This is a genomic window from Cedecea selenatireducens (assembly GCF_042138895.1).
Lineage (GTDB): Bacteria > Pseudomonadota > Gammaproteobacteria > Enterobacterales > Enterobacteriaceae > Cedecea > Cedecea selenatireducens.
In genome coordinates, this window is record NZ_JBHIKW010000008.1 from 206089 (window position 1) to 223228 (window position 17140).

A 17140-nucleotide genomic window follows, 5' to 3' on the forward strand; every position below is an offset into this window, starting at 1 on the left:
CATTAAGCTTACCTGAACACGAGAGCGGCAGCAGGTTAGTGTGCCTTGTGGTGCAAACGCGTGGCGACCAGCAAAGCCACCAGCAGCAGCGAGCCGATAAATGCCGCTACGCCGTTCCAGCCAAACTGGTGCCAGAACACGCCGCCGAGGGTGCCCGCGAGGCTGGAGCCAAGATAATAGCTAAACAGATAAAGCGAGGAGGCCTGGCCTTTTGCCCGCCGGGCGCGTGGGCCAATCCAGCTGCTGGCAACCGAGTGGGCAGCAAAAAATCCCGCAGAGAACAGCAGCATCCCGGCAAAAATGACGATCAGCGAGGAGAAGACGGTCAGCGTCAGGCCAAGAAACATAATGGCGGTGAAGCCAATCAGCACCGGGCCACGGCCATATTTCGCGGTCATGGCGCCCGCTTTTGGCGAGCTCCAGGTGCCGGTGAGGTAGGCCACGGAGAGCAGGCCCACAATGGCCTGGCTGAGGAACCACGGCGCTTCCATCATCCGGTAGCCAATGTAGTTAAACAGCGTGACAAACGCCCCCATCAGCAGGAAGCCCTCGGCAAACAGCAGCGGCAGCCCTTCATCACGCCAGTGCAGGCGGAAGTTAATAAACAGCGTTTTTGGCCGCAGGCTGGATGCGCGGAAATGCCGGGACTGGGGCAATATTTTCCAGAACATCAGCGCCGAGGCGAGGGCAAAACAGCCGATAGCCGCCACCGCCACGCGCCAGGTAAAGAAGTCGGTCAGGACGCCGGTGATAAGGCGGCCGCTCATACCGCCGATGGAGTTCCCGCTAATGTATAAGCCCATCGAGAAGGCCACCACGCTGGGGTGCATCTCCTCGCTAAGGTAGGTCATGCCGACTGCCGCAACGCCGCTTAAAGAGAGGCCGATAAGGGCGCGCATAATAAGAATGCCGTGCCAGCTGGTCATCAGCGTCGACAGCAGGGTACAGCAGGAGGCCAGCAGCAGCGCGGTCACCATCACCTGTTTACGGCCGATGGCGTCCGAAAGTGGGCCGGTAAACAGCAGGCCAATGGCCAGCATGGCGGTAGAGACCGAGAGCGAGATACTGCTGCTCGCCGGGCTGACGCCAAACTCATGGGATAGCACCGGCAAAATAGGCTGCACGCAATAAAGCAGGGCGAAGGTAGCAAGGCCGGCGGAAAACAGCGCCAGCGTGACGCGCATAAACTGGGGAGTACCTCGTTTGATATAGCTGACAGAGTGGGAAGCAGGGCTTTCGTCGGCATCCTCTGTCGGGGCGGTGCTGACGGTAGTTGTACGACTCAAGATAAATCCTTACGCGGGCGTTAACTTATTCTTTACAGAGTAGAAAAGTGTAAATGTTCTGTCTAATATATTAATAATCTCAAATGATACTTTAAACATATGAATATTGAGCTGCGCCATCTTCGCTATTTTGTCGCCGTCGCCGAAGAGCTGCATTTTGGCCGGGCGGCTGCCCGGCTGCGGATCTCCCAGCCGCCGCTTAGCCAGCAAATTCAAATCCTCGAAGAGCAAATCGGTGCCCGACTGCTGGCGCGCACTAATCGTAGCGTTAACCTCACCGCGGCGGGGCAGCAGTTTCTCAGCGATGCCCGGCAAATTCTCAGTCAGGTTGATGCCTCTGCCGCACGTGCCGCACGCCTGCATCAGGGGGAAACCGGCGAGCTGCGTATCGGTTTTACGTCCTCCGCGCCGTTTATTAAAGCAGTTTCAGACAGCCTGTCCCGCTTTCGCAAGCGTTACCCTGACGTGCATCTCCAGATGCGTGAGGTGAATACCCGCGAGCAAATTTCCCCTTTGAATGAGGGCGAGCTTGAGCTGGGGCTAATGCGTAATACGCGCCTGCCGGATACCCTGAACTGGACGCTGATTTTGCGTGAACCGCTGCTGGCGATGGTTCATCGCGACCATCCGCTGGCCAGCAGCCGCTCGGTATCGCTTAAGCAGCTTGCGCAAGAGCCGTTTGTTTTCTTTGACCCGCACGTTGGTACCGGGCTGTACGACGACATTATCGGCTTACTCCGACGTCATCATATCGTGCCGTACATCACTCAGGAGGTCGGTGAGGCGATGACCATCATTGGTCTGGTTTCTGCCGGGCTGGGGGTATCGATTCTTCCTGCTTCGTTTCAACGCATTCGCCTGAGCGATGTGGTGTGGCTGCCCATTGACGAACAGGAAGCGCAGTCGGAACTTTGGCTGGTCTGGCCGAAGCACCGGGAGCTGTCGGAGGCGGCAAAGCGTATCTCGGCGCTGTTAACTGAAGCCTCATGGGCGTTAAAATAGGCCTAATGTGGCGGGATTATGTGCGGTAAATCACATCCCTACCTAAATATTTGACGACCCTGCGGGAAGTGTTTCACCATAGCCTGAAAGTTTATTTCGAAGCGCGAAAATAAAGGGAGTACCACGTGGTTGCTGATAGTCAACCGGGCCATATCGATCAGATTAAACAAACCAATGCCGGCGTTGTTTATCGCTTGATTGATACCCACGGCCCGGTGTCGCGGATCGATCTTTCCCGCCTGGCGCAGCTGGCCCCGGCCAGTATCACCAAGATTGTGCGAGAAATGATTGAGGCGCATCTGGTACAGGAAACGGAAATCCAGGATCCCGGCAGCCGGGGCCGCCCTGCGGTGGGCCTGATGCTGGAAACCGAAGCGTGGCATTACCTCTCCATACGCCTGAGCCGGGGCGAAATCTCCCTTGGCCTGCGCGACCTCAGCAGCAAGCTGGTGGTAGAAGACTCGGTGGACCTCCCGACGGATGACCAGCAGCCTCTGCTGGAACGCATCGTTTACCAGGTTGACCAGTTCTTTATTCGCCATCAGCATAAGCTTGAACGTCTCACCGCCATCGCTATCACGCTCCCTGGCATTATTGATACCGTGCACGGCATTATTCATCGCATGCCGTTCTACGATATCTGCGATATGCCGCTGGGCGAGGCGCTGGAAAAGCACACCGGCGTGCCGGTATTCATCCAGCACGACATCAGCGCGTGGACCATGGCAGAAGGGCTGTTTGGTGCCTCTCAGGGAGCCAGGGATGTTATTCAGGTAGTGATTGATCATAACGTGGGGGCCGGGGTGATCACCGATGGCCGCCTGCTTCACGCCGGCAGCAGCAGCCTGGTGGAAATTGGTCATACGCAGGTCGACCCGTATGGCAAACGCTGCTACTGCGGCAACCACGGCTGCCTGGAAACTATCGCCAGCGTGGAAAGCGTGCTGGAACTGGCGCAGCAGCGTATGAGCCAGTCTATGGGCTCGATGCTGCACGGCCAGCCGCTGAGCGTGGAATCGCTGTGCGACGCCGCGCTGAACGGTGATCTGCTGGCCAAAGACATTATCACCGGCGTCGGGCAAAACGTTGGGCGCATTCTGGCCATCATGGTTAACCTGTTTAACCCGCAAAAGATCCTTATCGGTTCGCCACTTAATCGCGCCGCGGCGATCCTTCATCCGGCCATCACCGACTGTATCCGCCAGCAGGCCTTACCCGCCTACAGCAGCCACACCGTGGTGGAAGGCACACAGTTTAATAACCGCGGCACCATGGCCGGGGCGGCGCTGGTAAAAGACGCAATGTATAACGGCTCTTTACTAATTCGCCTGCTGCAGGGCTAATCTTAGGCCCTGATTCACCAAAAATTGCGCTATCTCAATCTGGCTAAAGCGCCATTCTTTTAGACTTCCCGAGTTAATTTTTCTCTTTACTTATATGGCTAGCATTACCTCGGGAGACAGTCATGCTTAAGCGTTTCTTTATAACAGGTACCGATACCGCCGTGGGGAAGACGGTGGTTTCACGAGCCTTGCTGCAGGCGTTGTCGGCCAGCGGGAAAAGCGTCGTCGGTTACAAACCGGTCGCGAAGGGCAGTAAAGAGACGCCAGAGGGGCTGCGCAACAGGGATGCGTTGGTACTGCAAAGCGTCTCGACGATCAAACTGCCTTACGAAGCCATTAACCCCATTGCGCTGAGCGAAGAAGAGAGCAGCATCAGCCATCACGGGCCGATTAACTATTCGCTGCTGTCGAGCGGGCTGCAAAGGCTTTCCGACCAAATGGACCACGTCGTGGTGGAAGGCACGGGCGGCTGGCGTAGCCTGATGAACGATCTGCGCCCGCTGTCTGACTGGGTTGTTCAGGAGCAACTGCCGGTGCTGCTGGTGGTGGGCATTCAGGAAGGCTGCATCAATCACGCTTTACTGACCGCGCAGGCGATTGCTAATGACGGGCTGCCGTTCATTGGCTGGGTGGCTAACCGCATTAACCCAGGCCTGGCGCACTACGCGGAAATCATCGAGGTGCTGAGTAAGAAACTGCCCGGGCCGCTGGTCGGTGAGCTGCCGTATCTGCCCCGAGCAGAACAGCGCGAGCTGGGCGCATATATCGATTTATCCCGGTTGCGCAACGCTCTGACGGTAGACCGACTGCGGGCGTAGCCAGCGCGACAGCGTTGAGGCGATAACGCAGGTCAGCAGTAAACCGGGGAGCAGCGTAAACTCCCCGGTCATTTCGCAAATCATCAGCGTCGCCATAATCGGCGCATGCGTGGTCGCCGCCAGCAAAGACGCCATTCCCGTTAGCCCCAGCAGGATAATCAGCGGTTCGCCGCCACCCCAAAGCCCGCAAATCTGCCCAAACAGCATGCCCAGCGCCGCGCCCATAAACAACGTTGGCGTAAAGACGCCGCCCGGTGCCCCGGAGCCGCTGCTTGCCATCACCGCCAGCAGCTTGCACAGCAATACGCCCGCCACAAACAGCAGCGCGGGCGGGCTGGAAAGAAACGACTGCACCACGCTGTACCCGTTGCCCCAGGCGGTTGGCGTCACCAGCGAGAGCAGGCCGACAATCAGCCCGCCGAGCGCCAGCTGCAGCGGCGGCGACAGCCGAAGACCGCGAAATAGCGCGCTGCTTTTGGCCAGCAGCCACAGCATGAGCGGCCCGGCGACACCCGCCGTTAACCCGAGCAGCGCCATCAGCCCGTAATGGGCAGGCAAAGGCGGATCGAGCAGGGTGACGATGTACAGCGGGGCCTGGCCGCCGTTCAGCAGGTGGGTCATCAGCAGGGCGCTGACGGCGGCAATCACCACCGGCCCCAGCGAGGCAAGCATCAGCGAGCCAAATAAAATCTCCGCGATAAACAGGCTGCCCGCCAGCGGCGCATGGTAGGCGCTTGCCATCCCGGCGGCGGCTCCGCAGGCCACCCATAGCTTCCATTCTTTGTCTGGGGTAAAGCGCTGCGCAAATACGGAGGCAAAAACCGTTGCCAGCAGGATCATCGCCCCTTCACGGCCGATGGCGCTGCCGCTTGACACGACGATCAGCGATGCGGCGGATTTGACCAGGCTGGAAGGAACGTCCAGCCTGCCGTCGCCTGTTTCAATGGCTTCCATATAGTCGGTTGGCGCAGAAGGGCGCTGGCGGGTAGCTCTCTGCCAGCCCCATAGCAGAAGCCCGGCCAGCAGGCCGCCTGCCGCAGGTGTTAATACGCGTCGCCATGGCGCGAGCGCGGACGCCGCCGCAACAAGGCTGCCGCCGTGGTCGCCCAGGAAGACGTTTTCCAGCAGATACATAGCCTGACGAAATAGCCACACAACCAGCGCGGAGGCCAGGCCAATAAAGATCGCAATCACCAGGCGGCGAAGCATTTCTCTGATGTCAGGAAAGGCGTGTAAACGGTGCATAGCGCAAAAGGTGGCGGGGGAATGGCGCTATTGTGGGGGAGAAAGCCGATAAGCTCAAAAGGAAAATGCGCCACCGGGAGGCAGCGCATGAAGTTGCTTAGCTCTGCTGAATATTCAGCGCCCGGCGCGTTCGGCCCGAGCTGAGATAATCGGCAATATAATCCTGCGAAATTTCCCCACTGTAGCGGCCATCTTCATCGGTGATCGGCATCCAGACCATGTTGTGCTCATACAGCTTAGAAAGCACGATGCGCAGGTTTTCCTCCGCGCGGCCTGTTACACGGAACGGATGAAGCAGGTCGATACAGCTGCCGGTTGTGCCTCGAGCTTCGCGACGCTTAACGAAGCCCAGGGGTTTGCCGTCGGCGTCAACCACGGTTATCGAACGCATGTCGTTATCGTCCATGGTGGCGAATGCTTCCGCCAGAGGCGTGGATTCTCGCGCCGTAATGGTAGGCTGCTGGTCGGTGACGTCCCCGGCCTGCACCAGCAGCAGGCGCTTCAGCGTGCGGTCCTGGCCGACAAACGAGCCGACGAAGTCATTGGCCGGTTTCGCCAGCAGCTCATCCGGGCTGGCACACTGGACGATTTTGCCCTGGCGGAAGACCGCAATCCGGTCGCCCAGCTTCAGCGCTTCATCAATATCGTGGCTGACCAGCATCACCGTCTTTTTGAGCTGGCGCTGCATATCCAGAAACTCGTTCTGGATGGTTTCGCGGTTAATCGGGTCGACCGCGCCAAACGGCTCATCCATCAGCAGCACCGGAGGATCCGCCGCGAGGGCGCGGATCACGCCAATTCTCTGCTGCTGGCCGCCCGACATTTCACGCGGGTAGCGGTTAAGGAAGCGGTTGGGGTCGAGCGCCACCATGCTCATTAGCTCGCTGGCGCGCTCTTTACAGCGGGCTTTGTCCCAGCCCAGCATACGCGGCACGACGGTAATGTTTTCTTCGATCGTCATGTTGGGGAACAGGCCGATTTGCTGGATAACGTAGCCGATATTACGCCGCAGGGTGACGGTATCCAGATCGTTGGTGTCCTGGCCGTTGATTAAGATTTTGCCGCCGGTCGGTTTTATCAGGCGATTGATCATTTTCAGCGTGGTGGTCTTGCCACAGCCGGAAGGGCCGAGCAGGACGCACATTTCTCCTTCGGGCACGTTCAGGCTGATGTTGTCGACGGCGTTAAAGGTCTGGCCGTTTTTCTGCACAAATTGTCGCGTGAGATTTTCAAGTTTTATCATTATTAACTCTCCTTTGAATACGGCTTCACGGTGGGGCTACCACTTAGTGAAATGCAGCTGCAGGCGATGCAGCAGCCAGTCAAGTACTATGGCTAACAGGCAGATCATCACCGCGCCGGCAATCAGCATGCGGATGTCACTCCCGCCGATGCCGTTGAGCAACAGCAGGCCCAGGCCGCCCGCGCCGATGACGGCGGCAATCGCCATGACGCCAATGTTCATGACTACGGCGGTGCGGATGCCGCCAAAAATCACCGGCAGCGCCATGGGAATTTCCACCCAGCGCAAGCGCTGCCAGAACGTCATGCCGATGCCGCGTCCGGCTTCACGCAGCCCCGGCGGCAGGCTGTCCAGCGCGGTGTGAGTGTTGCGCACAATCGGCAGCAGGGAATAGAGGAATACCGCCGTAACGGCAGGCACCACGCCAATACCCTGACCGATCAGCGAAAACAGGGGGATCATCAGGCCAAACAGCGCCACGGACGGAATGGTGAGCAAAATCGTGGCAAAGCCCAGAACCGGCGTAGCAAGCCATTTGTGACGCACGATAAGAATACCCAGCGGCACGCCAATGATGATGGCCAGGCCGACGGCAATCAGGACTAACCAAAGGTGGTGCAGGGTAAGGGAACCAATATACCCCGCGTTATCAATCATATAGTGTAACGTTTCCACGATACCTCCTTAGAGCAAGCCTTTCTGCTGCAGGAATTCTCGAGCGACCTGCTGCGGGGTTTCATGGTCGATATCAACTTTGGCGTTCAGGGTTGTTATCACCTCATTGTTCAGCTCGGACGAAAGGGTGTTCAGCGCCTCTTCAAGCCCGGGATGCGAGTCCAGCACGTCTTTACGCACGACGGGCGTGACAGCGTAACTTGGGAAGAAGCCCTTATCGTCCACCAGCGCTTTCAGGTCAAAGCCCTTCATCCGTCCGTCGGTGGTGTAGATCAGCCCGGCATCGACAAAACCGTCGCGGATGGCGTTATAGACCAGGCCAGGGTCCATCTGGCGGATCTGCGGGCGGTCCAGCGGCATGTTGTAAACCTGTTGCAGAGGCTTCAGGCCGTCGCTGCGTCCGGCGAATTCGAGATCAAGGCCGAGCATCCAGTTATGTTTCGGGTCGGTCTGGCGAATATGCTCGATGCGTTCTACCAGCTGCGACATCGTGGTGATGCCTTCTTTTTCTGCCCGCTCGCGCTTCATGGCGAAGGCGTAGGTGTTGTTCATTTCGGCCGGTTTAAGCCAGACGAGGCCAAGTTTTGCATCCAGCTTTTTGACCGTGTTGTACGACTCTTCGGGCGTCATGCGCTTATTAATATGGTTGAAGATAATCAGCGAAGTACCGGTGTACTCCCAGGTCATATCAATCTGTTTATTGATCATCGCATTACGAGAAATCACCGTCGCGATGTTGGTCTGGGGCGTAACCTGAAACCCTTTTTTAGCCAGATACTGGGTGGTCATGGCCGACAAAATATGCTGCTCGGTAAAGCTCTTGGTCGCCAGAATCAGCGGCGCGGCCTGGGCCTGTGAGGCGATAAGTGATGCCGCGGCAAACGCCGCCGTCAGCACGCGTGAAAGCAGTCTCATAAACGCTCCTTATTGTTGTTATTGAGCTGTGTGGGGGCTGAGCACCCGGCCCAGGCTGGCCAGCGCCAGGTCAAGAATCAAGGCAAACAGAGCCGTTGCCACGGCGCCGAGTATCAGCGTCGGGAAGTCGTTCAGGTAAATCCCCGGGAAGATAAGCTCGCCGTAGCTGCTCGCGCCGATAAGAAAGGCCAGCGGCGCCGTACCGACGTTAATGGCGGTGGCAATACGCACGCCGGAAAGAATTACCGGCCAGGCGTTGGGGATTTCTACCTGACGCAGTCGCTGCATTTTGGTCATGCCAATCCCGTTGGCGGCCTCTATTAGCGAGGGGGGAACGCTGCAAAGTCCGGCATAGGTATTGCGTACGATGGGAAGCAGCGAGGCGAGGAACAGGGCGATAATGGCCGGCTTGTCGCCGATGCCAATGATAACCATCGCCAGCGCCAGCACCGCTAGCGGCGGCAGCGTGTTGCCAATGTTGAAAATTTGCATGACGTACTCTGCCCAGCGGCGAGCCGCAGGTCGGCTGAGCAAAATCCCGCTGGGAATACCGACCAGCAGGGCGAGAGCCATAGAGCTGAAGACCAGAATCAGGTGTTGCTGCCCGAGGTAGAGTAAATCGACCTGGCGGGCTTTAAGGGTGTCGAGGCCGATGCCCCAAACCAGTAGACCGAGCACTAAAAAAAGCGCAAGCAGTCCGAGCAGGAACCGTGTTGCGAAGGATGCGTTTTGCATTGCAGTGTGTCTCCCTGGGTGCACGCGTTATCGCCGCCGGAGGGGCGGCCTGTTGTTATGCCATGTGTCGGCAGGGTGTCTGGAGCTATAGCAACGCAGCGGGAAGGATTCCAGCTTTGGGGACAATTAAGTGGCTAATGGTTTAGCGGATAAAGTAATGCCCAGGCCTTATGGCTTCTGGTCTGAGGGAGAAAAGTAAAGATTTGTCTTAAAAATGTTAACGTGAAGTGACGTTGTCACATTTGTGGTGTGGGGAAATCAGCGATTTTTCAGGAAACCGGTCGCGCCCGGCCTCCTGAAAGTCCAGGATTCTTAGAAGTGCAGTTCTTTGCGGGCAACGGGCATCAGCATGCCTTGCTGCCAGCCTGAAAGCGTCATTCTGGTCAGTAAACCTAGCCCACGATAGAAATCATTCGCCGCGTTTTCGGTAAACAGGTTCAGATAACGATCGGCCCAGGGCAGCAGGTGCCAGGCAAGCAGCTCGTCAAGCTGCGGCTGTTGCCCCTGGTCGGCAAGCCAGGCCGCCAGCATCAGCATTAAGCCAAAATGATCTTCTGGCTCGTTTTGCTCCGTTTGCGGGGCAAAGCCCTGCGCGCGCATCCACTGGCGAAGCTCAAGCATCGAGTCGCCAAACAGCACGTTTTCTTTATCCAGATAGACGGAACCCCAGGGCGGCGCGGGCAGCGCGTACGGGCCAATAAACAGGCGCTGATATTCTTCGCCTACCGGCGTGTCGCTGTCCGCCAGGCCTGTGGCCATCATCGAGGCTATTTCCGCAAGTTCGGGAGCCTGTACCGGCCATTCTTTTACCCACTCAGGGGCTGAGAGCATCCCGAGAAGCGAGGCGCAGTCCGGGTGGTTCGGCGCATGGTAAAACAGGGCTCCGAGCACCCGGCCGCTAAGGGCTACCGCCGACAGGCGTTGTTGTTCAGAGGTCATGATTGATTCCTTCTTAGATCTTTTTAATCTCAACGAGATTGGTGTGCTGCGGGTTGCCCTTTGCCAGCGGCGATGGGCGATGCGTTGTCAGCGTATTGATGCAGGCCCCGTGGTCGATTCGATCGCCCCCCATATCGGCATTATGCCAGGCACCCTGGCCCATCGCCGCAACCCCTGGCATGATGCGTGGAGTGACTTTGGCCTCAATACGCACTTCACCGCGCCCGTTAAACACGCTGACCTTGTCGCCGTTGGTTATTCCGCGCCGTTTGGCGTCGAGCGGGTTAATCCAGACTTCCTGACGCGCTGCGGCCTGCAGGACGTCAATATTGCCATAGGTTGAGTGTGTTCTGGATTTGTAGTGGAAGCCAAACAGCTGGAGCGGAAACTCGCTGCGCTGCGGAGAGTCCCAGCCTTCAAACGTTGAGGCATATACCGGCAGCGGGCTGATGGTTTCGTCTTTTTCCAGCTCCCAGCTGGCGGCAATATCGGCCAGTTTGCTGGAGTAAATTTCAATTTTGCCGGACGCTGTTTTGAGCGGGTTGCCCTGCGGATCTTCACGGAATTTTTTGTAAGCCACAAAATGACCCGCCGGATCTTTACGCTTGTAAATGCCCATCTCACGCAGGGCCTCATAGGCGGGCAGTGCCGGGTCTTTTGCCAGCATTTTCGCGTACAGATATTGCAGCCACTCGCGCTGGGTTCTGCCTTCCGTAAAGGCCTGATGCACATCGTCGCCCAGCCGTTTTGCAACCTCGCTCATCATCCAGTAAATAGGCTTGCGCTCGAACTTAGGCGCGGTGGCGGGCTGAATGAAAATCAGGTAACCCATATTGCCCGCGTAATCGTTAGGAATGATGTCCTCCTGCTCAACGGTCATCAGGTCCGGCAGTAAAATGTCAGCGTATTTCGCCGAAGAGGTCATAAAGTTCTCGATCACCACAATCATCTCGCACTGCTTGTCGTCCTGCAGAATGGCGTGGGTCTTATTAATGTCGGAATGCTGGTTGATGATGGTATTGCCCGCGTAGTTCCAGATGAACTTAATCGGCACGTCCAGCTTATCTTTGCCACGCACGCCGTCGCGTTTGGCGGTCATTTCCGGGCCGCGGGTGATGGCATCGGTCCAGCTAAAGCAGGAGATTTGCGTTTTGATCGGGTTTTCCAGCACCGGCATGCGTTCGATGGTAATGGTGTAGGTGGATTCGCGAGCTCCGCTGTTGCCGCCGTTAACGCCCACGTTGCCGGTCAGAATCGGCAGCATAGCGATGGCGCGTGAGGTCAGCTCACCGTTAGCCTGGCGCTGCGGACCCCAGCCCTGGGCAATGTAGGCCGGTTTTGTACCGGCAATTTCACGCGCCAGCTTGATGATTCTGTCAGCAGGAATGCCGGTAATTGCGGAGGCCCACCGCGGGGTTTTCTCCACGCCGTCGTCGCCTTCGCCCAGAATATAGGCCTTATAGTGCCCGTTACGCGGGGCATTTGCCGGCAGGGTTTTCTCGTCGTAGCCGACGCAGTATTTATCCAGGAAGGGCCGATCGACCAGATTTTCGCTAATCATTACGTGGGCGAGACCCGCCACAAGCGCCGCGTCGGTGCCGGGACGAATGGGGATCCATTCATCTTCGCGGCCAGCGGCCGTGTCGGTGTAGCGCGGGTCGATAACGATCATTCTGGCGTTTGAACGCTCGCGGGCTTGTTCAAGGTAATAGGTGATGCCGCCGCCGCTCATGCGTGTTTCCGCCGGATTATTGCCGAACAGAACGACCAGCTTGCTGTTTTCGATATCCGACGTGCTGTTGCCGTCATTGCTGCCGTAGGTATACGGCATCGCGCAGGCGATTTGAGCGGTGCTGTAGGTGCCGTAATGGCTCAGAAAACCGCCGTAGCAGTTCATCAGGCGAGCCACCAATGAGGCGTAAGGGGACGAGCGGGTAATGTTCCCGCCGACTACGCCGGAAGAGTAGTTAATGTAAACCGCTTCGTTGCCGTATTTTTCGACGGTTTGTTTCAGGCTGGCGCTGACGATGTCCAGCGCTTCGTCCCAACTGATGCGTTCAAACTTGCCTTCGCCTCGGGCGCCTACGCGCTTCATCGGGTAATTCAGGCGTTCCGGATGGTTGATCCTGCGGCGAATAGAGCGCCCGCGCAGGCAGGCACGGACCTGGTGGTCGCCGTAGGTGTCCAACCCGGTATTGTCCGTTTCAACCCAGAAGACTTCCTCGTCACGAACGTGCAACCGCAGGGCGCAGCGGCTGCCGCAGTTTACCGAACAGGCTCCCCAGACAACTTTGTCTTTGCTCTCCGGCGACAGGGCGTCAGCGACCGCGGCTGCCGCGCTACGCATGCCAAAAGGCAGAGAAATGCCGCCAGCGGCGAGCGCCAGGCCGCCAATTGCAGAAGATTTTACCAGGCTACGGCGGCTGATCCCGCCTGGATTATTGAGGTTCGACATCGCTCTCTCCATGACTTTTTGTCGTGTGGAAGACGTTATTATTTGTGTTTTGAGTTTTGGTGATTGCTAAGGCTGCCCGCTAACGGGCGCTTTCGGGGGAAGAGTGTTACTTATTTAGGAGTAGAGGTTATTAACGCCAATCAAAGTTGCGGCTGTTGAGGGCAAATAGGCAGGTATACAGGGGGAAGCAGGGCGCCAGGCACCCTGCCAACGTTTATTGCGGTTCATTTTCCGGCGCGGCGCCGCCGGCAATGCGGGTATAGACAATTTTTTGCGTATCGTTAGCGCAGTGACCAACGACCTGACCGCCGGCTTTATCCGCCTGATCGTTCGGGACGATGGTGAGCGAGAAGCCTGACTCCGGTACGCCGTTATTGATAATTTTCTGCTGAATGTCAGCTTTTACCTTTTCGCAACTGCCCTGTGCGGCCAACGCCGGGGTGGCAGCGATCAGCAGTATCGTGCTTAACCAAACGGTACGTTTCATCATCTCTTCCTTATGTTGAGGCGAACTATAAGCTTGATGTCAAACGGCCGAAAAACGTGGTTTTCGGCCGTTTGGGGCAAACCAGAAAACATTATTCATTGTTTTTATCAGACCATAAGCCGGACTTAAAGAAACAATGAACATTGCCGTTACCCTTTCTATAAGAATAGCGCTTCTAGTGTAAAGTGTTGTATTTGCTTATATCATGTTATGACATGAAAACAAGAGAGCGGCAAAACGTGAAGAAAATCATTATCCTCGGTACGCTGGCTTTAGGGCTTGTCGGGTGCGACAACTCGACGTCACCGCAGGCGTTCACGCCGGAAATGGCCAGTTTTTCTAACGAGTTCGATTTCGATCCTATGCGCGGCCCGGTCAAAGACTTTAGCCAGACCTTGATGAATGAGCAGGGGCAGGTGCTGAAAAGGGTCAGCGGCTCGCTGTCTGAGGAAGGGTGCTTCGACAGCCTGGAATTTCACGATCTTGAAAACAACAGCGGCGCTTCGCTAGCGCTCGACGCTAACTACTATGTTGATCAAGTCAGCCGTGAAAAACGGGTGAGGCTGCAGGGCAAATGCCAGCTTGCAGAGTTGCCCGCCGCAGGCATCAGCTACGACACCGACGACAATGATTTTGTGATAGCCGCGAAGGGCAAAGACGTGCTGGTGACCTACAAATACGACAGCGAAGGCTATCCGCTGGGAAAGGTGACTAAATCAAAAGACAGCGAGCTTGCCATCGTGGCAACAGCCGGGGACGATAAAAAGAAAAAGTTGGATTACAGCGCAACCACCAGCCTGAACGGCAAAATCATCGGCGTAGCGAAGCAAACCTGTGATTACGACAGCCATTTCAACTCGCTGTCCTGCGACCTGGAAATGACGGATGACTCCGTCACGCCGCCAACCGTCACGCATTACACCATCAAAAATACGGTGGAGTATTATTGATAGCGCCATATTACGAAGATTGAAGCCGTTTTCTTTCTTCGTAATTTTTTGACAACCACCTGGCGCAAAGCTACAACTTTGCCGTTTGCTCTTGACTAAGGTTTCTCCCGTGGCCCAGCGTCTCTCGCTCGATTTATATTTAGCGCTGTTTTGCCTGTGCGTCAGCTGCTGGCTGCCCGCAAAGGCAGCGCGTGGCGCAGATCTCAATGAGCAGATGGAGCAGTTTAGCGCGGCGTTAAACCAGTCCACGCCCTCGGCGCAGGTCTCGCTGCAAACCCTGCAACAGCTAGATGCTACGCTGCTCAAGCCCGAATCCATGTATCCACAGTTTCAGGCCTGGTCGTTGCCGGAACTCACGGCGTTTTATCACCTGGACAAGCGCTGTGCCAGCGAGATCGGGTTATCCGCCGCAGTGAAATCATTCATTGCGGCGTTATGCCAGCCGAACATACCTTCTGCGTCCTGGTTCAACGCGAATCCCATCTACCCTTTAGGCGGAAGCAGCGCCCGGCAGTATATTTTGCGTCACCCGGAGGCAGCCGCTGCGCTAAGAAACTCGCTGCATGTGCGGGAAAGACCCGACGACCTTGCGGGCATAGGTACTTTGTCCGATGACAATCTCAATGCGCTGCTGGGTGGCCAACGTTGGCTGTTGCAGAACGGTGAACTCTGGCAGCTTAATCACCAGCAGTGGCGGCGCTATGCCCCCAGGGTCTGGCAGCCGTTGGCCCGGCAGTCCGGCCTTGAACTCGTGAATGCAGGAGGGCGCTGCGATTTGCGCGCAGGGGCGCTGTGCGTCAATGCTCGTGAAGGATACCGCGATGTCTGGCGTTGGCTTTTTGGCCTGCTGGCGATATTGACTACTGCAGGCCTGATGTGGATGGGCTGGCAACGGCACCAGCTACGTGAACGGCAGAGATTTATCACGCAGATGCTGACGCACGAGCTGCGTACGCCCATCGCCCAGTTAAGCAATGTTGTCGAGCATTTTCGCCGTGACTTTGACTTGCTCCCCGAAGGTGCACAGCTCAATTTTGTGGCGCTTGCCGACACGCTGCAACGCATGCGTCAGATGGCTGAAACCAGCAAACATTACCTTATTGCTGAGCACCAGAAGGAAGCGCTGGAAACACTAACCCAGGTGCAGATTAGCGACTGGCTTGATCATCTTTGTGCAGGCAGGGACGGAGTGAATTACTGCCTGGAAGAGGACGCTACCGTTGGCGTCTCGCTGTACTGGAGCAGCCTTTGTCTGACGAATTTACTGGATAATGCTCTTCGTCACGGTGCTGCTCCCGTGCATTTGACGGTCTGCAAAAATAAAACACACCTTATATTTCAGGTGAGCGATCGCGGGAACATAAGCCACAATCCTCTGCTGAAGACCCGCCGCTTGCGCTGGTCAAACAGCAGTCTTGGCCTGGGGTTAACCATTGTTCAGCGCGTTTCTCATCGGCTCAACGGCAGGTTGACGTTCAGCCCCGGACCAACCACTTTCACCCTGGAGTTGCCTTATGACCACGAATAAAGCGCACTCTTTATTGTTAATTGAAGATGATATTGCGCTGGGCGAGGGGCTGGCGGCATTTCTGGAACAGGAAGGGTTTATCTGCCGCTGGTTGCGTAGTACTGAGCATGTTCTTGAATATTGGTATCAGGTCGATTTAGCGATTCTCGATCGCCAGCTTCCCGAGGGTGACAGCCTCCGGCTACTGCCGCAGTGGCTGGCTAAGAAAGCCCTGCCGGTGATAGTTTTGACGGCAAAAGTGAGCGTTGCAGAACGGGTGGCAGGGCTTGAGGCAGGGGCGCGGGATTACCTCAGCAAGCCTTTTGCCCATGTCGAACTGCTGGCGCGGATCCGGGCCCAGCTTCGCCCGTTAGGGGATGGCCTGCTGATTTGCGGGGAGCTCAGCTTACTTCCGGCGCGGCAGGTGGCGAACTGGCAGCAGAAAGAGGTTGCACTGACGGCAACAGAGTTTGCGCTGCTGGCAATGCTAATGCAGATGGCAGGGCGCGTATTTACCCGTGATGAACTGCTTAATCAGGTCTGGGGCTATCAACATTTTCCGTCTACCCGAACGGTTGATACTCATGTTTTGCAATTACGGCAAAAGCTTCCTGGCCTGCCTATTGCGAGCGTGCGTGGCGTTGGTTATCGGCTGGAGATATCGTCATGAAACGGTGTCTCTTTGCCCTCATGATCTCGTCTGTCACCGCCGGCGCGACGCTGCCGCAAACGCCGCTGGAGCCGTTTTATCATCAACTGTTTAACGAGCGTAGCGATCTTGCCAATAGCCAGTTGATTCATGTCTGGCCTCAGTTGAACAGCGATGCACAGCGCACGGCATGGAAAGACGCGCTTTACGCCCTGGTCAGCAAGCAGTGTGGCAAAGATCTGCCTCCCGCAGCGCCTGAGTGGCTGGACGATACAACGTTAACGCTGATGCAGCGGGATATGCCGCTTAATCGTATTTATCGCATTACCCTGAGCGGCAAAAGCCTCCGCCACGATCTGAAGGTTTCCCTGGTGCTGCCTGACGGTAAAGAGGTACTTTCCACCGCGCCAATACAGCACGAACCGGAAAATGAATATCGCGTTGAGAGTCAGGAGTTTAACCAGCCGCTGAGCGAGGGCGTCTATTTGCTGACCGTCTCAAGCGGCGGGCAGCAATGGCAGCAGCCTCTGGCGTTGCAGGGTATTGCGGGACTTAGCCGCATCCAACTTCACGATCGTGAAATTACGCTTAATGCACCGCAGGTAGCTTCCTCATGTCCTGAGCCATGGCTTGAGCAGACTCTGCTTAACCGGACAGACTACAGCCATATTTGGTGGGCAAGGAGCGATAAATTGTCGCTGGTTCCCTGGCCTTCTAAGCTGCCTGACAGCGTATGGGCAACCGTTGCAGTGGTGAGCGCTGAAAACAGGGGAAGCGTGGCGGTGAGAATCGAGCATCGCCTGGCCGGGCCGCTGGTGATGCTACAAAATTAACGCTCGCAGCGCTTTTCTGACATTCATCTGACAATCCCCCTCTACTAACCAGCAATAC

General features: G+C 56.8%; 16 protein-coding genes. 7 read left to right on the forward strand and 9 right to left on the reverse strand.

Annotated features, from left to right (window positions below):
- Nucleotides 1-35: 35 nt before the first annotated feature.
- A complete protein-coding gene (gene ynfM, locus ACE38U_RS14840) occupies nucleotides 36-1286 on the reverse strand; it encodes a multidrug efflux MFS transporter YnfM/SxtP(Kp) (protein WP_038472909.1) in 1251 nt (416 codons plus the stop codon).
- Nucleotides 1287-1385: 99 nt separating this feature from the next.
- Between ynfM and ynfL the strand changes: the two genes are divergently transcribed.
- The 3 genes from ynfL (at nucleotide 1386) to bioD (ending at nucleotide 4449) form a co-directional block, all read left to right on the forward strand.
- Complete coding sequence (gene ynfL / locus ACE38U_RS14845) at nucleotides 1386-2288, forward strand: multidrug efflux transcriptional activator YnfL/SxtR(Kp) (RefSeq protein WP_375530038.1); 903 nt, start codon at nucleotides 1386-1388, stop codon at nucleotides 2286-2288.
- Nucleotides 2289-2413: 125 nt separating this feature from the next.
- Nucleotides 2414-3631, forward strand: coding sequence for a sugar metabolism global transcriptional regulator Mlc (gene mlc, locus ACE38U_RS14850; RefSeq protein WP_038472904.1), 1218 nt, complete (start codon nucleotides 2414-2416; stop codon nucleotides 3629-3631).
- A gap of 122 nt (nucleotides 3632-3753) precedes the next feature.
- A complete protein-coding gene (bioD, locus tag ACE38U_RS14855) occupies nucleotides 3754-4449 on the forward strand; it encodes a dethiobiotin synthase (RefSeq protein WP_038472900.1) in 696 nt (231 codons plus the stop codon).
- On the opposite strand, the gene clcB is transcribed toward bioD, so the two are convergent.
- The 8 genes from clcB to ACE38U_RS14895 all read right to left on the reverse strand — a co-directional run bounded on the left by clcB (nucleotide 4402) and on the right by ACE38U_RS14895 (nucleotide 13143).
- The gene (gene clcB, locus ACE38U_RS14860; protein WP_038472898.1) at nucleotides 4402-5694 is read right to left on the reverse strand and encodes a voltage-gated ClC-type chloride channel ClcB; all 1293 of its coding nucleotides are present in this window, start codon (nucleotides 5692-5694) and stop codon (nucleotides 4402-4404) included. The genes bioD and clcB overlap by 48 nt on opposite strands.
- Nucleotides 5695-5791: 97 nt before the next feature.
- On the reverse strand, nucleotides 5792-6937 hold the full coding sequence (gene osmV / locus ACE38U_RS14865; RefSeq protein ID WP_038472895.1) for an osmoprotectant ABC transporter ATP-binding protein OsmV: 1146 nt from the start codon (nucleotides 6935-6937) through the stop codon (nucleotides 5792-5794).
- Between the two features lie 36 nt (nucleotides 6938-6973).
- Nucleotides 6974-7612 (reverse strand): osmoprotectant ABC transporter permease OsmW, encoded by a 639-nt coding sequence (gene osmW, locus ACE38U_RS14870; protein ID WP_038472891.1) that lies wholly within the window; start codon nucleotides 7610-7612, stop codon nucleotides 6974-6976.
- 9 nt (nucleotides 7613-7621) lie between these two features.
- A complete protein-coding gene (locus ACE38U_RS14875) occupies nucleotides 7622-8527 on the reverse strand; it encodes a glycine betaine ABC transporter substrate-binding protein (RefSeq protein WP_038472888.1) in 906 nt (301 codons plus the stop codon).
- 18 nt (nucleotides 8528-8545) lie between these two features.
- Nucleotides 8546-9262, reverse strand: coding sequence for an osmoprotectant ABC transporter permease OsmY (gene osmY, locus ACE38U_RS14880; RefSeq protein ID WP_038472886.1), 717 nt, complete (start codon nucleotides 9260-9262; stop codon nucleotides 8546-8548).
- Nucleotides 9263-9574: 312 nt separating this feature from the next.
- Nucleotides 9575-10201 (reverse strand): Tat proofreading chaperone DmsD, encoded by a 627-nt coding sequence (gene dmsD / locus ACE38U_RS14885; RefSeq protein ID WP_176982887.1) that lies wholly within the window; start codon nucleotides 10199-10201, stop codon nucleotides 9575-9577.
- A gap of 13 nt (nucleotides 10202-10214) precedes the next feature.
- The gene (ynfE, locus tag ACE38U_RS14890; protein WP_375530039.1) at nucleotides 10215-12656 is read right to left on the reverse strand and encodes a selenate/tellurate reductase subunit YnfE; all 2442 of its coding nucleotides are present in this window, start codon (nucleotides 12654-12656) and stop codon (nucleotides 10215-10217) included.
- 214 nt (nucleotides 12657-12870) lie between these two features.
- Nucleotides 12871-13143, reverse strand: a complete 273-nt coding sequence (locus ACE38U_RS14895; RefSeq protein WP_176982885.1) for a DUF1161 domain-containing protein — start codon at nucleotides 13141-13143, stop codon at nucleotides 12871-12873.
- Between the two features lie 239 nt (nucleotides 13144-13382).
- On the opposite strand from ACE38U_RS14895, the gene ACE38U_RS14900 reads away from it, so the two are divergent.
- The 4 genes from ACE38U_RS14900 (at nucleotide 13383) to ACE38U_RS14915 (ending at nucleotide 17082) form a co-directional block, all read left to right on the forward strand.
- Nucleotides 13383-14093, forward strand: coding sequence for a YnfC family lipoprotein (locus ACE38U_RS14900; protein WP_375530059.1), 711 nt, complete (start codon nucleotides 13383-13385; stop codon nucleotides 14091-14093).
- Nucleotides 14094-14202: 109 nt separating this feature from the next.
- A complete protein-coding gene (locus ACE38U_RS14905) occupies nucleotides 14203-15621 on the forward strand; it encodes an ATP-binding protein (protein ID WP_375530040.1) in 1419 nt (472 codons plus the stop codon).
- Nucleotides 15608-16270 carry a response regulator transcription factor gene (locus tag ACE38U_RS14910; protein WP_375530041.1) on the forward strand — a complete coding sequence of 221 codons (663 nt, stop codon included), beginning with the start codon at nucleotides 15608-15610 and terminating at the stop codon, nucleotides 16268-16270. Before ACE38U_RS14905 ends, ACE38U_RS14910 begins: the two co-directional genes overlap by 14 nt.
- Nucleotides 16267-17082 (forward strand): DUF2861 family protein, encoded by an 816-nt coding sequence (locus ACE38U_RS14915; RefSeq protein WP_375530042.1) that lies wholly within the window; start codon nucleotides 16267-16269, stop codon nucleotides 17080-17082. Before ACE38U_RS14910 ends, ACE38U_RS14915 begins: the two co-directional genes overlap by 4 nt.
- Nucleotides 17083-17140 lie beyond the last annotated feature (58 nt).

What these genes read in the sequence shown, in the direction of transcription:
- ynfE (WP_375530039.1), bottom strand. Translation starts at nt 12,656, where the DNA reads ATGTCGAACCTCAATAATCCAGGCGGGATCAGCCGCCGTAGCCTGGTA.
- clcB (WP_038472898.1), bottom strand. Translation starts at nt 5,694, where the DNA reads ATGCACCGTTTACACGCCTTTCCTGACATCAGAGAAATGCTTCGCCGC.
- bioD (WP_038472900.1), top strand. Translation starts at nt 3,754, where the DNA reads ATGCTTAAGCGTTTCTTTATAACAGGTACCGATACCGCCGTGGGGAAG.
- osmV (WP_038472895.1), bottom strand. Translation starts at nt 6,937, where the DNA reads ATGATAAAACTTGAAAATCTCACGCGACAATTTGTGCAGAAAAACGGC.
- ACE38U_RS14875 (WP_038472888.1), bottom strand. Translation starts at nt 8,527, where the DNA reads ATGAGACTGCTTTCACGCGTGCTGACGGCGGCGTTTGCCGCGGCATCA.
- ACE38U_RS14910 (WP_375530041.1), top strand. Translation starts at nt 15,608, where the DNA reads ATGACCACGAATAAAGCGCACTCTTTATTGTTAATTGAAGATGATATT.
- osmY (WP_038472886.1), bottom strand. Translation starts at nt 9,262, where the DNA reads ATGCAAAACGCATCCTTCGCAACACGGTTCCTGCTCGGACTGCTTGCG.
- ynfL (WP_375530038.1), top strand. Translation starts at nt 1,386, where the DNA reads ATGAATATTGAGCTGCGCCATCTTCGCTATTTTGTCGCCGTCGCCGAA.
- ACE38U_RS14915 (WP_375530042.1), top strand. Translation starts at nt 16,267, where the DNA reads ATGAAACGGTGTCTCTTTGCCCTCATGATCTCGTCTGTCACCGCCGGC.
- dmsD (WP_176982887.1), bottom strand. Translation starts at nt 10,201, where the DNA reads ATGACCTCTGAACAACAACGCCTGTCGGCGGTAGCCCTTAGCGGCCGG.
- ACE38U_RS14895 (WP_176982885.1), bottom strand. Translation starts at nt 13,143, where the DNA reads ATGAAACGTACCGTTTGGTTAAGCACGATACTGCTGATCGCTGCCACC.